Source organism: Ruegeria sp. AN11 (assembly GCF_056536005.1).
On sequence record NZ_JBQFJD010000001.1, the window covers coordinates 366,434 to 382,936 of the forward strand.

Consider the following 16,503-nt stretch of genomic DNA (forward strand, 5'->3'; position numbering starts at 1 on the left):
CGGCTGAAATAAATATGCTATTCAAAATTGTGAGAGCCGCGAATCGAGAAGCGATGGCTCGGCATATGGGAGGAAATCATGAAACGAATTCTCAGCTTTTCGGCTGCGGCCACTATGCTGGCCACGGTTGCATTCGCAGAGCCGGTGGTCGGTGTAAGCTGGTCCAACTTTCAGGAAGAACGCTGGAAGACGGACGAAGCGGCCATCAAATCGGCGCTGGAAGCAGGGGGCGCCGAATACATTTCGGCAGATGCGCAATCGTCTTCCGCAAAGCAGCTTTCGGACATCGAAAGCCTGATCGCCCAGGGTGTGGACGCCCTTATCATTCTGGCGCAGGACGCACAGGCTATCGGACCGGCGGTTCAGGCGGCGGCTGACGAAGGCATCCCGGTCATTGCTTATGACCGCCTTATCGAGGACGACCGTGCGTTTTACCTGACCTTTGACAACGTCGAGGTTGGCAGAATGCAGGCCCGGGCCGTTTTTGCGGCCATGCCCAAGGGCAACTACGTCATGATCAAAGGTTCGCCGACCGATCCGAACGCTGACTTCCTGCGGGGCGGCCAACAAGAAATCATCGGAGCAGCCGTCGACAGTGGTGACATCGTAATTGTCGGCGAGGCCTATACGGATGGCTGGCTTCCCGCGAACGCACAGCGGAACATGGAGCAGATTTTGACCGCAAATGAAAACAAGGTGGACGCGGTTGTCGCTTCGAATGACGGAACTGCAGGCGGTGTTGTTGCGGCCCTGACGGCACAGGGCATGGAAGGCATTCCGGTGTCGGGTCAGGATGGCGACCACGCAGCGCTGAACCGGGTTGCACTGGGCACTCAAACCGTTTCGGTTTGGAAAGATGCCCGTGAATTGGGCAAAGCGGCTGGTGAAATCGCATTGGCGCTGAGCGGTGGTACAAGTCCTGCAGATGTTGAAGGCGCGGTCAGCTGGACTTCGCCGGGTGGCACTGCGATGAACTCGGTCTTCCTGGCGCCGGTACCGATCACCAAAGACAACCTGACTGTTGTGGTGGATGCCGGATGGATTCCGCTGGAAGACTTGTGCCAGGGCGTCGAAAACGGCCCGGCCCCCTGTAACTAAAACCTAAAGTCCCTGGCCCTTTTTGGGGGCCGGGGACTATTGCTGACTATGAAAGATCGGAAATGACCGAAACTTCGTCTCAGCCGGTACCTGAAAAAGCGAAACCCAGCCTGTTCCAGCAATTGGAACTGGATATGCGGCTTTTGGGAATGATCGGCGCGTTTGTCATCCTGTGCATCGGGTTCAACATCGTCACCGATGGGCGGTTCCTGACACCTCGCAACCTGTTCAACCTGTCAATTCAGACGGTTTCGGTGGCAATCATGGCCTGCGGGATGGTGTTCATAATCGTCACGCGTCACATTGATCTGTCGGTCGGCGCGTTGCTGGCAACGACTTCGGCCGTGATGGCAATGACGCAAACCGAACTTTTGCCACAGGTCCTCGGGATGGGTTTGAACAACCCGGCAACCTGGGCGATTACCATAGTCGTGGGGTTGTTTGTCGGCACATTGATCGGTGCTTTTCACGGCTGGATGGTCGGGTACCTGACGATACCGGCCTTCATCGTCACTCTAGGCGGGTTTCTGGTCTGGAGGAACGTGGCATGGTATTTGACCAGCGGCCAGACCATTGGTCCTCTGGACAGTAAGTTCCTGATGTTTGGCGGAACCAACGGAACCTTGGGGGCAACGACAAGCTGGCTGTTTGGCTTGTTTGCCACCGGGATCGCCATCTGGGCCTTGTGGAGCGGCCGTCGCGCAAAAGCCGCGCATGGCTTCCCCGTTAAGCCTGTTTGGGCCGAGGCCACCCTGGCCGGGATAATCGCAATTGCCATCCTTGGCTACGTCTACATCGTCAACAGCTACGCCATTCCGACGCGCCGATTGCAGCGGATGTTCGAGGCGCGCGGAGAGACGATGCCCGAAGGGCTGGTCGTCGGGTACGGCATACCGATTTCTGTCCTCATCCTGATCATCGTGGCGGTGACACTTACGGTCGTGGCGCGAAAAACCCGGTTCGGGCGCTACATCTTTGCCACTGGTGGCAACCCGGATGCGGCAGAACTTTCGGGCATCAATACACGTCTGCTGACCGTGAAGATTTTTGCACTGATGGGCTTTCTGTGCGCTGTTTCGGCCGTGGTCGCCTCGGCCCGCCTTGCAAACCATTCGAACGACATTGGCACGCTGGATGAACTGAGGGTCATTGCCGCTGCCGTCATCGGTGGAACCGCGTTGTCTGGCGGCATCGGCACCATATACGGCGCGATCCTTGGCGCATTGATCATGCAAGCGCTGCAATCTGGCATGGCCATGGTTGGCGTCGATGCACCGTTTCAGAACATCGTGGTCGGTAGCGTTCTTGTACTGGCCGTCTATATCGACATCGTCTATCGCAAGCGACTGGGGGCAAAGTGATGCAAGCTCAGGACACGCAGAAAACACCAACCAATGCTGGCCGCGGATCTGGCACGCCGCCATTGGTCGAGATGCGCGATATCTCGATCTCCTTCGGCGGGATCAAGGCCGTCGACCATGTGTCTGTCGATCTCTATCCCGGTGAGGTGGTTGGTTTGCTCGGGCATAACGGGGCCGGGAAATCCACTTTGATAAAGGTCCTGTCCGGTGCCTATCAAATGGATCAGGGCGAAATTTTGATCGACGGCAAACGTGTCGAGATCGGAAACCCCCGTGATGCCCGCGCGAACAACATCGAAACGATCTACCAAACGCTCGCCTTGGCCGACAATCTGGATGCAACGTCGAACCTTTTCCTGGGGCGCGAGATGACGACGCCTTTCGGGTTGGTCAACGATGCAGCCATGGAGGCTGAGTGCCGCAAGATCATGGCGCAGCTGAACCCCAATTTTCAGAAGTTCAATGACCCGGTTTCCGCGTTGTCGGGGGGGCAAAGACAATCCGTGGCAATTGCCCGGGCTGTCTACTTCAATGCGCGCATTCTGATTATGGACGAGCCGACAGCGGCTCTTGGGCCGCATGAAACGCAGATGGTGGCGGATCTGATCCACCAGCTAAAGGCGCAAGGTATCGGTATCTTCCTGATCGATCACGATGTTCATGCCGTTATGGAGCTGTGTGACCGCGCCTCGGTCATGAAGAATGGGAAACTGGTCGGAACGGTCGATATCGCAGATGTCACCGATGACGACCTTCTGTCGATGATCATTCTCGGCAAGCAGCCAGAACAAAAAGCAGAGTAGGGGGCAGAAATGCCAAGCGGATTTTTTGAAGGGATCGAGCGGATCCGGTTTGAAGGCGCGGACAGCAAAAACCCGCTGGCCTTCCGGCACTATGATCCAGACGAGATTGTCATGGGCAAACGCATGGAAGATCATCTGAGGTTTGCAGTCGCCTGGTGGCACTCATTCGCGTGGGAGGGCGGAGACCCCTTCGGTGGTCCAACTTTTGAACGCCTGTGGCATCCTCAGGATGATATGGGGCGGGCTCGTTTGAAGGCAGATATTGCTTTTGAGATGTTCGAAGTGCTCGGCCAGCCCTACTTCTGCTGGCACGACGCTGACATCCGGCCCGAACAGGGAAATTTTGCGGAAAACCTGAGAACTCTGGAAGAAATCACGGATTACATAGGCCAAAAGATGCAGGTGTCCGGCACAAAGTTGCTTTGGGGCACGGCCAATATGTTCAGCCATCGCCGCTGGATGGCCGGCGCCAGCACCAATCCTGATCCCGACGTTTTTGCCTTTGCAGCGGCCACGGTGAAATCCTGCCTGGACGCGACCCACAAGCTCGGTGGTGAAAACTATGTACTTTGGGGCGGGCGCGAAGGGTACGAGACCCTGCTGAACACGGATATGAAAACCGAACTGGACCACATGGGTCGGTTTCTGAATATGGTCGTGGAGTATAAAAACAAGATCGGGTTCAAGGGCACCATTCTGGTAGAACCCAAACCACAGGAGCCGTCCAAACACCAATACGACTATGACGCGGCAACCTGCATCGGGTTCCTCAGGAAATACGGTCTGGAGAACGAGGTGAAACTAAATCTCGAGCAGGGGCATGCGATCCTTGCAGGGCACAGCTTTGAGCATGAAATTGCAGTGGCCGCAGCCGAGGGAATGCTGGGCTCGATCGATATGAACCGCAACGACTACCAGTCGGGTTGGGACACTGACCAGTTCCCAAATAACACGCCGGAAGTAGCCTTGGCTTATTATTACATATTGAAGGCCGGCGGCTTTACCACCGGAGGCACAAATTTCGACGCAAAAATCCGACGCCAGTCCATTGATGCAAAAGATCTGGTGGCTGCCCATGTCGGGGGAATGGATATCTGCGCCCGGGGTTTGAAGGCCGCTGCCGCCATGATTGAAGATGGCGGTTTGGAAGCTGAGCTGTCGAAGCGTTACTCGGGCTGGAACACGCCTTCAGCGGCGACGATGCTGGATAGCGGTCTGGAAGAGATTGCTGCGCGCGTTTTGCGTGAGAACATAAATCCGAGGCCGCAATCGGGACATCAGGAAATCCTGGAGAACTATGTAAACAGGTTTGTCTGAACAGGGGCTGCATTCAATAAGCGGGTACTGAGAGATTGACACATTTGGCAGTCCATAGCGCTTGCGGGACCTGTCCAACAAATTGATCCGCAGAACAATTCGACATGCCGACATGTCAGTCAATCTGCCCTGTATCTTTGCATAGCGCCAATGATCGCTGAATAATTGAGCAATTCTGCCGCCGAAGGAAGGGGTGGAGGACTTTCCAATTGTGGTTGAGGTGGGCAGAGCTCAGTTGACTAGTCATGAGCCAAAACCTGACCGTCGTTGTGGTCGAGCAGAACCACGACCGCGCTTTCGCTATAGTTGACGCCTTGAAAGCGTATGGGGATGTAGATGTCTTTGTGATCGGCAATGTTTCGGGCCTGGCGCGCAAGATTGCCACCCACGACCCGGATATTGTGTTGATTGATATCGACAATCCGTCCCGCGATATGCTGGAGGAACTGACGGTCGCGTCCGGCCCGTTGGAGCGCCCGGTTGCGATGTTCGTGTCCGGCGCGGCAGGGGGATTGGCAAGGGCAGCGGTCGAGGCCGGAGTGTCGGCTTATGTCGTGGATGGATTGCAGGCCGACCGCATCAAGCCAGTGATGGATATTGCAATCGCCAGGTTCCAGGTCCTGCGCCAAATTCGCGTGGAACTGGCGGAAACGCGCCGCGCCTTGGAAGAGCGCAAGGTGATTGACAAGGCCAAAGGCTTGATAATGAAGTCCAGAGGCGTGCCGGAAGATGAAGCTTACGCCCTGTTACGAAAGACGGCCATGAATCAAAACCGTCGGGTGGCCGAAGTGGCCGACGCACTGGTGACGGCGTCGGGGTTGTTGTCATGAGAACCGTGACGCTCCCGGTTGCTTATATGCCTTTGGTGGATGCTGCCCCCTTGGTTGTCGCCCGCGAGATGGGCTTTGACCACGCCGAAGGGATCTCGCTGGATCTTCGTCCCGCACCGTCCTGGTCTTCGTTGCGCGACATGTTGGCTTTTGGGCACGTCGATGCTGCACATTTATTATCTCCGATCCCTGTCGCAATAGCACTTGGGCTGGGTGGGATCACGACCCCGATATCCGCTGTTTCCGTTCTGTCGCTGAATGGCAATGTCGTCGGAGTTGGCGCACAACTGGCCCGGAAGTTGGTGGATCAGGGATATGGTTTCGACTTCATCGATGCAAAAGCTGCCGGCGCTGCACTCGCAAAGGCCGCCGACGACACTCTGATCTTCGGGGTGCCGTTTCCATTTTCAATGCATGTCGAGTTGCTGCGATATTGGGTGGCCGGAACCGAGCTGGCTTCAAAAAACGTCGAGATCCGTACTGTTCCTCCACCTTTGATGGCGCAGGCGCTTGCTGCACGAGAGATTGATGCGTTCTGCGTTGGGGAACCCTGGGGGTCGTTTGCTGTCGAGGACCAGTTTGGGGCTTTGCTGTTGCCCGGTCGGGCAATCTGGAATTGCGCGCCGGAAAAGGTGCTGGCCGTCAGAAACGATTGGGCCCAGACCGAACCACATCTTCTGGGCAGCCTTATGCGCGCGGTTTGGCGTGCCGGGCGGTGGTTGTCCAATCCCGACAGCCGTTCTACGGCGTCCGAGATGTTGGCGCGCAAAGCCTATCTGAATGTGTCCCCGGAACTGGTCGATCGCGCCTTGATGGGGGAATTTGCGATCTCTCCAAGTGGAGAACACCGCCATGTTGAGGGGTTCGTAGAGTTTTTTGAAGGCGCGGCAACTTTTCCGTGGCGCAGTCAGGCCAAGTGGATTGCACATCAAATGGCGAAGCGAAACGGCCTTGAAGTTGGTGCTGCCGAACATGCAGCAGCCAAGGTCTTTCGGAGCGACTTGTACCGTCAAGCGATGCATCGATCAGGAATTGAGACCCCGGGTGCGTCCGAGAAACTGGAAGGTGCCTTGCCGGAACCAATGGCAGTTGCATCAGCCAAGGGCAGCCTGATTCTGTCTCGGAATGTCTTCTTTGATCGACGTATTTTCGAGCCTTCCGAGTAGGTGTGCACATTTTTTCCGCATTGCAGCATCGCGCAATGCTGCAATGCGGAAAAATTTCAGCCATCCTTCAAAATACAGATGACGCGACCACGTTTTGTCGGCTTACTGAAGCCATCGGCAGGCAACGGAGCCATCCGACAGAATGCGCCCATGTCCATGGGCATCTATCAAGAGCAAAGCCGCTCGACCAACCGCCAACTCCTCCCGGCGGTGTGTGTCGGCGGCTTTTTTTGTGCCCGAAGGCAAACGGGCAGCCACGCGCCCTGATTGGGCCGAACCGAAGGGAAATGTGATGAAGAAACTGATCTTGAGCTTTGCGGCAACTACCGCGCTTGTTTCTCCCGCTCTGGCCGAACTTGAACTGGAAAAAGATGAACTGACCTTTGGTTTTATCAAGTTGACGGACATGGCACCGTTGGCAGTGGCCTATGAGCAGGGATATTTCCTGGACGAAGGTTTGTTCGTCACGCTTGAGGCGCAGGCCAACTGGAAAGTGCTGTTGGACGGTGTGATCGACGGGCAGCTGGACGGCGCGCATATGCTGGCGGGGCAGCCACTGGCTGCGACCATCGGATACGGGACCGAGGCGCATATCATCACGCCATTTTCGATGGATCTGAACGGCAACGGCATCACCGTGTCCAACGAAATCTGGGAAGAAATGAAACCGAATATCCCGGTGATGGAGGATGGTCGCCCGCAGCATCCGATCAGTGCCGAGGCTCTGGCCCCGGTGGTAGAGAAGTACAAATCCGAAGGCAAGCCCTTCAACATGGGCATGGTTTTCCCAGTTTCGACGCACAATTACGAATTACGCTACTGGCTCGCCGCTGGCGGTCTGCACCCCGGCTACTACAGCCCCGAGAACGTAACTGGCCAGATTGGCGCGGATGTGTTCCTGTCCGTAACCCCTCCGCCGCAGATGCCTGCGACGCTCGAGGCTGGTACGATCTATGGTTACTGCGTGGGGGAGCCGTGGAACCAGCAGGCCGTGTTCAAGGGCATCGGCGTTCCGGTCATCACCGACTATGAGCTCTGGAAGAACAACCCCGAAAAAGTTTTTGGCATCACCGCCGAATTTGCGGAGGGGTATCCGAACACCACGCTGGCCGTGACCAAGGCCTTGATCCGCGCCGCCATGTGGTTGGATGAAAACGATAACGCCAACCGCCCCGAGGCCGTCGAAATCCTCAGCCGTCCAGAATATGTCGGCGCGGATTACGACGTTATCGCGAACTCGATGACCGGCACATTTGAATACGAGAAGGGTGACAAGCGCGAAGTTCCTGATTTCAACGTGTTTTTCCGCTACAACGCGACTTACCCGTTCTACTCGGACGCTGTCTGGTACCTGACCCAGATGCGCCGATGGGGTCAGATCGCCGACGCAAAACCGGACAGTTGGTATGACGAGGTCGCCAAGTCCGTCTACAAACCCAAGATCTATCTGGAAGCCGCGCGCCTGCTGGTCGACGAGGGCTTGGCCAATGAGGCTGACTTCCCTTGGAACAGCGACGGTTACAAGGCGCCGACCCCGGTCGAGGATATCATTGACGGCATCGCCTATGACGGCCGCACCCCCAACGCCTACCTCGAAAGTCTGTCCATTGGTCTGAAGGGCGATCAGAAGATCGTCGGTTCGGACGTGCAAGGCTAACCCCGCAACACTGCGCCCGGCTTGGGTCAGGCGCGACGCTCACAAGTGCCCCGCCATCGCAAGGACACATCAGATGACAACGGTCGATCCAGAATTCAATGCAGACGCCGCCCGAGAGGACCGCCGCGCCCGCCTTTTTACCCGTATTAATGCCGCCGATAAATGGTTTCAGGTCCTTGGCCTCAGTTGGGCCACCCCGGTGCTGAAAGCAGCAGCGGGGGACAACCCGCGCGCGCAGATGACCGAGATCTGGCGGTTGCTGGTGGTCCCCCTTTTGTCGATTTGCGCATTTCTGCTGCTGTGGGCGACTTTGGCCCCCAAGGTGCAGACCTCTTTGGGTGCGGTCCCCGGACCGGCTCAGGTTTGGGCGGAAATGGTCAATCTGAACGAGGACGCGCAAGCCAAAGCCGCCAAACGCGCCAAGTTCGAGGCGATGGTCGAGAAGCGAAACCAAAAGCTGATCGACGCCGGCCGCGCGGAAGAGGTCAAGCAGGTCGCTTACACGGGCGCGCCATCCTACTACCAGCAGATCTGGACCTCGATCAAAACCGTGTTCTTCGGGTTTCTGATCGCAACGGTGGTGGCCGTCCCGCTTGGCATTGCGGCGGGTCTGTCGCCAACAGCAAACGCTGCGCTGAACCCGCTGATCCAGATATTCAAACCCGTGTCTCCACTGGCATGGCTGCCGATCGTCACCATGATCGTCTCGGCAGTTTATGTCACCAATGACGGGTGGTTTGCCAAGTCCTTCCTGATCTCGGCTATCACCGTGACCTTGTGTTCGCTGTGGCCAACGCTGATCAACACTTCACTGGGTGTAGCCTCTATCGACAAGGACCTGGTTAACGTCTCCAAGGTACTGAAAATGAACACCTATACCAAGATCACTAAGCTGGTGCTGCCTTCGGCCCTGCCGTTGATCTTTACCGGTCTGCGCCTGTCGCTTGGTGTTGGCTGGATGGTCTTGATCGCGGCTGAAATGCTGGCGCAGAACCCCGGTCTTGGCAAGTTTGTCTGGGATGAATTCCAGAATGGCTCGTCCAGCTCTCTGGCCAAGATCATGGTTGCGGTTTTCACCATCGGCATCATCGGCTTCTTGCTGGACCGGGTGATGTACGCGCTGCAATCCCTCTTTACCTTTACGAATAACCGGTGATCGAGATGAGCATTCTGAGCTTCAAGAACGCCTCGAAATCCTTTGGTGAAGGCACCGCGCGGACCGTTGTTCTGAAAGGGATCGATCTGGATGTGCAAGAGGGCGAGTTTCTGGTGATCCTCGGCTTCTCGGGTACCGGCAAGACGACGCTGATCAATTTGATGGCCGGCCTGGATATGCCGACCAAGGGCGAGGTCACGTTCAAAGGCACTCCGATCAAGGGGCCGGGCCCGGAACGTGGCGTGATCTTCCAGAACTACTCGCTGATGCCGTGGTTGACGGTCAGCGGCAATGTGGGTCTGGCGGTGGATACGGTCTTTCCTGGCCTAAGCAAGGCCGAGAAAGCCGAAAAAGTGGCGGATTACGTCAAGATGGTTGGACTCAGCCACGCCGCCTCGCGCCGCCCGGCGGAGTTGTCCGGCGGGATGCGCCAGCGGGTTAACGTGGCGCGCGCGCTGTCGATGAACCCCGAAGTTCTTCTGCTTGATGAGCCTTTGTCGGCGCTGGATGCGCTGACCCGCGCCAATCTGGCCGATGAGATCGAACATATCTGGGAAGCCGACAAAAAGACCTGTGTCCTTATCACCAATGATGTGGATGAGGCGATCATCCTGGCCGACCGGATCATCGCTCTGAACCCGGACGGGACTTTGGGGCAGGAGTTCCGCGTGTCGATCCCGCGTCCACGGGATCGGGGCGCGATGAACAACGACGAGACCTTCAAACGTCTGCGTGCAGACGTCACCAAGTATCTCATGGATGTGGGTATCGAGGCCAAAGTCGAAGGCTCGCGCATCCTGCCCGATGTCACGCCAATCCACGGAGTCCCCACTGCTGTTGCCGAGGCACAGAAAGGAATGATCGAGAACCGCTTTCTCGATTTCTCGCAACTGCACAAGGTCTACCCGACGCCCAAAGGTCCGCTGACCGTGGTTGAGGATTTCGATCTGAAGATCGACAAGGGCGAGTTCATCTCACTGATCGGCCACTCCGGCTGTGGCAAGTCCACGGTTCTGACTATGGCTGCCGGGCTAAACGAAATCTCGAAGGGTGCGATCAAGTTGGATGGCCGCCACGTCGAAGGCGCCGATCCCGAGCGCGCCGTGGTGTTCCAGTCGCCCAACCTGTTCCCCTGGCTTAGCGCCAAGGAAAATGTCGCCATTGGCGTCGACAAGGTCTACCCCAAGGCCAGCATGGCCGAGCGGCAAGATGTGGTCGAATACTATCTGGAACGTGTCGGTCTAGCTGACGCGATGGACAAGTCTGCCTCCGATCTGTCGAACGGCATGAAACAACGCGTCGGCATCGCCCGCGCCTTTGCGCTGTCGCCCAAACTGCTACTGCTGGATGAGCCCTTTGGGATGCTCGACAGCCTGACGCGCTGGGAATTGCAGGAAGTCCTGATGGAGGTCTGGTCCCGTACCAAGGTCACCGCGATCTGTGTGACCCATGACGTGGACGAGGCGATCCTTCTGGCCGATCGCGTGGTGATGATGACCAATGGTCCGCAAGCGACCATCGGGAAAATCACCGAGGTCGACCTGCCGCGCCCAAGGACCCGTAAGGCATTGTTGGAACACCCCGATTACTACGCCTACCGGCAGGAAGTTCTGGACTTCCTTGAAGAATACGAACACGGCGCCAAGCCGAAATCGCCTGCCCCCAAGGCGATTGCAGCGGAGTGAAACCATGAAACAAAGACTAGTTGTCATAGGCGCAGGCATGGCTTCGGGCCGGGTGCTGGAGCACCTGACCGATGCTGCACCAGATGCGTTCGATATCACCCTGTTCAACGCGGAACCGCGCGGAAACTACAACCGCATCATGCTCAGCCCGGTTCTGTCGGGTGAGAAGACCTATGAAGAGATCGTCACCCATGACGACGCTTGGTACGCCGAGCGAAGGATCACCTGTCGCTTTGGCGAAAAGGTGGCCAGGATCGACCGCGAGATGAAGGTGGTCGAAGGGGCGAACGGCCATGTTCCATACGACAAGCTGTTGATCGCGACGGGGTCAAACCCGTTCATGATCCCTCTGCCTGGGCATGATCTGGATGGCGTGATCGCTTATCGCGATCTGGAAGATACCCGGCAGATGATGGGTATGGGCCCGGGCAACAAGGTCGTTGTGATCGGTGGCGGTTTGCTGGGTCTTGAGGCGGCTGCAGGCATGGCCGCCCACGGCGTGGACGTTACCGTCGTTCACATCATGGGCCACCTGATGGAGCGCCAGCTGGACGAAGCAGCCGGGTATTTGCTGAAGAAGTCGCTGGAGGACAAAGGCATCAGGATTTGCCTGCAGGCGAACTCCAAGGAAATCCTCGGACAGGATGGCAAGGTCCGCGCGCTTTTGTTGGACGATGGGACCGAGTTGCCCTGCGACCTGCTGGTCATGGCAGTTGGAATCCGCCCCAATACGGCACTGGCGCAGGAGGCCGGTCTGGCCACTGGGCGCGGCATTCATGTGGATGACCAGATGCTGACCTCGGACCCGGACGTTTTTGCCGTGGGCGAATGCGTCGAACATGACGGAGAAATCTTTGGCCTTGTCGCGCCGCTTTACGATCAGGCGAAGGTGGCAGCGCAGTCGTTGCTGGCGGAAGACGCTGCATTCGCACAGAAAACCCTCTCGACCAAGTTGAAAGTCACCGGCTGCGACCTGTTCAGCGCAGGCGATTTTGCCGAAGGCCCCGAGCGCGAGGATATTGTGTTCCGAGACCCCTCGCGCGGGGTCTATAAACGGCTTGTGATCGAAGAAGATCGTCTGGTTGGCGCCGTGATGTATGGCGACACTGCCGATGGCAGCTGGTTCTTCGGGCTAATCAAAGACGGCACCAGCATCGAAGAGATGCGCGAGACGCTGATCTTCGGCCCTGCCTATCAGGGGGGTGACACTGCGGACCCTCTCTCAGCCGTTGCAGCATTGCCGCTTGAGGCGGAGATTTGCGGCTGCAACGGCGTATGCAAGGGCAACATCGTCGAGGCGATCAATGCAGGGGCCGGCGATCTGGGCGCGGTGCGCGCTAGCACCAAGGCCAGTGCCTCCTGCGGCACATGCACGGGTTTGGTCGAACAGGTCTTGCAAGTCACTTTGGGTGATGACTTCCAAATGCCAACGGCGCAACCCGTCTGCCGCTGCACGGATCTGACCCATGAGGATGTGCGCCGCCTGATCAAAGGGCAGGAGTTGAAAAGCCAGGCTGCCGTCTGGCAGGAGCTTGGATGGAACACGCCCAACGGCTGCCATGTCTGCCGCCCCGCGATCAACTATTACTTGCTGGCTGATTGGCCGCTTGAGTATCAGGACGACCCGCAAAGCCGGTTTGTCAACGAACGCAAGCACGCAAACATCCAAAAGGATGGCACGTTCAGCGTGGTGCCCCGTATGTGGGGTGGGATTACCACACCAGAAGAACTGCGCGCCATCGCGGATGCGGCGGATAAATACGACGTGCCAACCGTCAAGGTCACTGGTGGCCAGCGGATCGACCTTCTGGGCGTGAAGGGTGAGGACCTGCCCGCGATCTGGTCGGATCTGAACAAGGCGGGTCTGGTCTCGGGCCATGCTTATTCCAAGGGTTTGCGCACGGTGAAGACCTGTGTCGGAACAGATCATTGTCGGTTTGGAACGCAGAACAGCAGCGGGCTTGGGATCAAGCTTGAGAAAATCCTGTGGGGGTCGTGGACGCCTCACAAGCTGAAGCTGGCCGTGTCGGGCTGCCCGCGCAACTGTGCCGAGGCCACCTGCAAGGATATCGGCGTGGTTTGCGTGGACTCTGGGTTTCAGATCAGCATCGGCGGAGCTGCCGGAATGGATGTGAAAGAGACCGAATTGCTGTGCCAGGTGCCAACCGAAGACGAAGCAATCGAGGTTGTGATGGCCGTCACTCAGGCCTATCGGGAAGGCGGCAAGTACTTGGATCGTTTGTATAAATGGATGGGCAAAGTCGGCATGGGTTGGATCAGGGGGCATGTGGTCGACGATCTGGAAAACCGCGCGGCTCTGGTCGAAAGGTTCGAGCTGTCTCAAAGCATCTACCGCAAGGACCCGTGGGCCGAACATGTGCGGGACAAGGCGCAAACCTACGCGCCGATTGCAGATTTCACATTGGAGGCCGCAGAATGAGCTGGATCGACGTCGGGCATATCGATGAGGTGCCACTGCGCGGGGCGCGCCTGATAAAAACTCATATCGGCTGCATTGCGATTTTCCGAACTGCCGAGGCCGAAGTCTTCGCAGCTACCAATAATTGTCCCCATAAGGGCGGCCCGCTGTCCGAAGGCATCGTGCATGGTCAGTCGGTGACTTGTCCCTTGCACAATTGGGTCTTCGATCTGAACACGGGCGAGGCTCAGGGCGCGGATGATGGTCGCATCACCACCTATCCGGTGCGGCTGGAAGGCAGTCGTATCCTGCTGGACGACAAAGCGGCAACCCGGCGGAGTGCGGCCTGATGGACGGAACCGGGCTGCCTGAAATCCGGTCCACCTGCGCTTATTGCGGTGTTGGTTGCGGTGTTCTGTTGCGCCCTGATGGCGCCGGCGGTTTGGCGGTACGCGGCGATCCGGATCATCCGGCGAACCATGGGCGTTTATGCTCAAAGGGATTGGCTTTGGGTGAAACGGTCGGACTGGATCAACGCCTTCTGGCCCCGCAAGCATTTGGAAAGGATGTGCCGTGGGACGAAGCCCTGCAACTGGTCGCCGATCGCTTTTTGTCCACTATCGAGGCCTACGGACCGGACAGTGTCGCGTTCTACGTGTCAGGGCAGATGCTGACCGAGGATTACTATGTCGCCAACAAGCTGATGAAAGGGTTCATCGGTTCGGCCAATATCGATACGAATTCCAGGCTCTGCATGGCCTCAACCGTGGCTGGCCACAAACGCGCCTTTGGGTCAGACACTGTGCCGGGTACCTACGAGGATATTGATCAGGCCGACCTGGTGGTTCTGGTCGGGTCCAACCTCGCCTGGTGTCATCCGGTTTTATACCAGCGCGTTCTGGCGGCGCGACAGTCACGTGGGACAAGGATCGTTGTTGTCGACCCGCGCCGTACAGCAAGCTGCGATCAGGCCGACCTTCATCTGGCTTTGCATCCGGGCAGCGATGTTGCTTTGTTCAACAGATTGCTTGTCAGCATTCACGAAGGCGGACACGTCGTGCCTGAATTTCTGGAGCAGACTGTCGGCTTTGATGAGGCGCTTAGAACGGCGCAGCGGGACGACCCGACAGTTACGGGCCTGACCACCGAAGAGATCGAGACATTTTGTGATCTTTGGACCGGGACCGAGCGTGTGGTCACCATCTTCAGTCAGGGCGTGAACCAATCCTCTAGCGGGACGGACAAAGTGAACGCGATCCTCAATTGTCATCTGGCGACGGGTCGGATCGGGCGCGAAGGGATGGGCCCGTTTTCCGTTACCGGTCAGCCCAATGCCATGGGTGGCCGAGAGGTGGGTGGATTGGCCAACATGCTGGCCTGTCACCTGGATATCGAGAATGAAAGCCACCGCACGGCCGTTCAACATTTCTGGAACGCGCCGAAGATCTGTGAAAAACAGGGGCTTAAGGCAGTGGACCTGTTTCGTGCCGTGAAAGAGGGTCAGATCAGGGCGCTTTGGGTCATTCACAGCAATCCTGCGGTTTCAATGCCTGATGCGGATAGCGTGCGACAAGCCATTGAGAAATGTCCCTTCACCGTTGTCAGTGACCTGACGGTCCGGACGGATACGGCACGTCTTGCGGATGTGCTGTTGCCAGCGACAGGCTGGGCGGAAAAAAGTGGCACCGTAACCAATTCGGATCGCACAATCAGCAGACAGCGCGCCGTTCTGGCACCTCCCGGGCAGGCACGTGCAGACTGGGATATCCTTTCGGACGTCGGTCGTCGCATGGGGTGGAAAACGCCATTCAGCTACGACTCTCCGGCGCAGATTTTTCGGGAATACGCGGCGTTGTCCTCAGTGGCTAAATCTTTTGGCAGGGATTTTGACGTCTCAAAGCTCGCGGATATTACGGAGGAAGAATACAATGAACTAAGCCCGACGCGATGGCCGGTGATACCTGGTGGAACGGACGGACGGTTCTTTGGTGACGGTCAGTTTTTCCATCCTGATAGGAAAGCACGTTTTGTGCCCGTTTCCCATAAGCCACCGGTTGCGAAAACATCAACGCAATACCCATTTCTTTTGAATACGGGGCGAATTCGGGACCAGTGGCACACGATGACCCGGTCCGGATTGTCACCTCGTCTATCGGCTCATCTCGCCGAACCTTATGTGGAAGTGAACCCCGAGGACGCGCGCCATCTGAACCTCGGCTCTGCCGATTTGGTCGAGATCAATAGTTCGGTCGGAACTGGGATATTTCGACTTCGCATCACCGACACCGTCGCGCCCGGCCAAGTGTTCGCGCCGATTCACTGGACGGGGGAAACGGCCCCGGCGGCCCGTGTGGATGCGCTGATTCCAACTGTGACGGACCCCATCTCGGGACAACCGGAGAGCAAGGCAACGGCCGTGTCTGTTCGGCGCATGAATGCTGCCTGGTACGGGTTTGCAGTCTCTGTTGGGGCCCCATCGCCAAAGTCGGAGTATTGGGCGATTGCAAAGACGGACAAAGGTTACAGGCTGGAACTGGCAGGATACCATGTTGCCGAGGATTGGGAGAGTACTGCCCGAGAATGGTTCGGCCTGCCCGATGCCGTGTCTACTTTGATAGAAGATCAAAGGCGCGGGTCATTCAGAATTGCGTTCTCAGAGGGGCAACGCCTGTTGGCGGTGCTGTTTGTATCTTCTGAGCCGGTCACGCTGATGCGAGACTATCTTGCAGCTTTGCCCGAGGTCGCACCACACCAGATTTTGTCCGGTCGGTCATCAGCGGAACTGGAAGACTGCGGCCCGATGATTTGTTCGTGTTTCGGCGTCGGGCTAAAAGCCATAATCCGCGCAATTCACGACGAAAAACTGGTTGATGTGGATGAAATCGGAGACGCCCTTCAAGCTGGAACGAATTGTGGTTCGTGTCGGCCGGAGCTTGCCGATTTGGTCGTTGAACATTCGGAACGGCTTTGCCAGACGAACTTGGCGTGAGGTGGAGTAGGGGGCTGTCCAG

At 57.5% G+C, this 16,503-nt stretch carries 12 protein-coding genes; all 12 read left to right on the plus strand.

Annotated elements, in window-relative coordinates:
• Positions 1-114: 114 nt before the first annotated feature.
• Complete coding sequence (gene xylF, locus ACR3EQ_RS01815) at positions 115-1,098, plus strand: D-xylose ABC transporter substrate-binding protein (protein ID WP_480441309.1); 984 nt, start codon at positions 115-117, stop codon at positions 1,096-1,098.
• Positions 1,099-1,160: 62 nt separating this feature from the next.
• The gene (locus ACR3EQ_RS01820) at positions 1,161-2,459 is read left to right on the plus strand and encodes a sugar ABC transporter permease (RefSeq protein WP_170614606.1); all 1,299 of its coding nucleotides are present in this window, start codon (positions 1,161-1,163) and stop codon (positions 2,457-2,459) included.
• Positions 2,459-3,262, plus strand: coding sequence for an ATP-binding cassette domain-containing protein (locus ACR3EQ_RS01825; protein WP_170614607.1), 804 nt, complete (start codon positions 2,459-2,461; stop codon positions 3,260-3,262). Before ACR3EQ_RS01820 ends, ACR3EQ_RS01825 begins: the two co-directional genes overlap by 1 nt.
• A 9-nt stretch (positions 3,263-3,271) precedes the next feature.
• On the plus strand, positions 3,272-4,579 hold the full coding sequence (xylA, locus tag ACR3EQ_RS01830; protein WP_170614608.1) for a xylose isomerase: 1,308 nt from the start codon (positions 3,272-3,274) through the stop codon (positions 4,577-4,579).
• Positions 4,580-4,824: 245 nt separating this feature from the next.
• A complete protein-coding gene (locus tag ACR3EQ_RS01835; RefSeq protein WP_170614609.1) occupies positions 4,825-5,409 on the plus strand; it encodes an ANTAR domain-containing protein in 585 nt (194 codons plus the stop codon).
• Entirely contained in the window at positions 5,406-6,575 is a 1,170-nt protein-coding gene (locus tag ACR3EQ_RS01840) for an ABC transporter substrate-binding protein (protein WP_170614610.1), read from the plus strand. Before ACR3EQ_RS01835 ends, ACR3EQ_RS01840 begins: the two co-directional genes overlap by 4 nt.
• A 292-nt stretch (positions 6,576-6,867) precedes the next feature.
• On the plus strand, positions 6,868-8,232 hold the full coding sequence (locus ACR3EQ_RS01845) for a CmpA/NrtA family ABC transporter substrate-binding protein (protein WP_480489635.1): 1,365 nt from the start codon (positions 6,868-6,870) through the stop codon (positions 8,230-8,232).
• A gap of 73 nt (positions 8,233-8,305) precedes the next feature.
• A complete protein-coding gene (locus tag ACR3EQ_RS01850; protein WP_170614612.1) occupies positions 8,306-9,388 on the plus strand; it encodes an ABC transporter permease in 1,083 nt (360 codons plus the stop codon).
• A 5-nt stretch (positions 9,389-9,393) separates the two neighbouring features.
• Positions 9,394-11,073, plus strand: a complete 1,680-nt coding sequence (locus ACR3EQ_RS01855; RefSeq protein ID WP_170614613.1) for an ABC transporter ATP-binding protein — start codon at positions 9,394-9,396, stop codon at positions 11,071-11,073.
• 4 nt (positions 11,074-11,077) lie between these two features.
• On the plus strand, positions 11,078-13,513 hold the full coding sequence (nirB, locus tag ACR3EQ_RS01860) for a nitrite reductase large subunit NirB (protein ID WP_170614614.1): 2,436 nt from the start codon (positions 11,078-11,080) through the stop codon (positions 13,511-13,513).
• The gene (nirD, locus tag ACR3EQ_RS01865; protein ID WP_170614615.1) at positions 13,510-13,842 is read left to right on the plus strand and encodes a nitrite reductase small subunit NirD; all 333 of its coding nucleotides are present in this window, start codon (positions 13,510-13,512) and stop codon (positions 13,840-13,842) included. The genes nirB and nirD overlap by 4 nt, the downstream gene beginning before the upstream one ends.
• The gene (locus ACR3EQ_RS01870) at positions 13,842-16,481 is read left to right on the plus strand and encodes a nitrate reductase (protein WP_170614616.1); all 2,640 of its coding nucleotides are present in this window, start codon (positions 13,842-13,844) and stop codon (positions 16,479-16,481) included. The genes nirD and ACR3EQ_RS01870 overlap by 1 nt, the downstream gene beginning before the upstream one ends.
• Positions 16,482-16,503 lie beyond the last annotated feature (22 nt).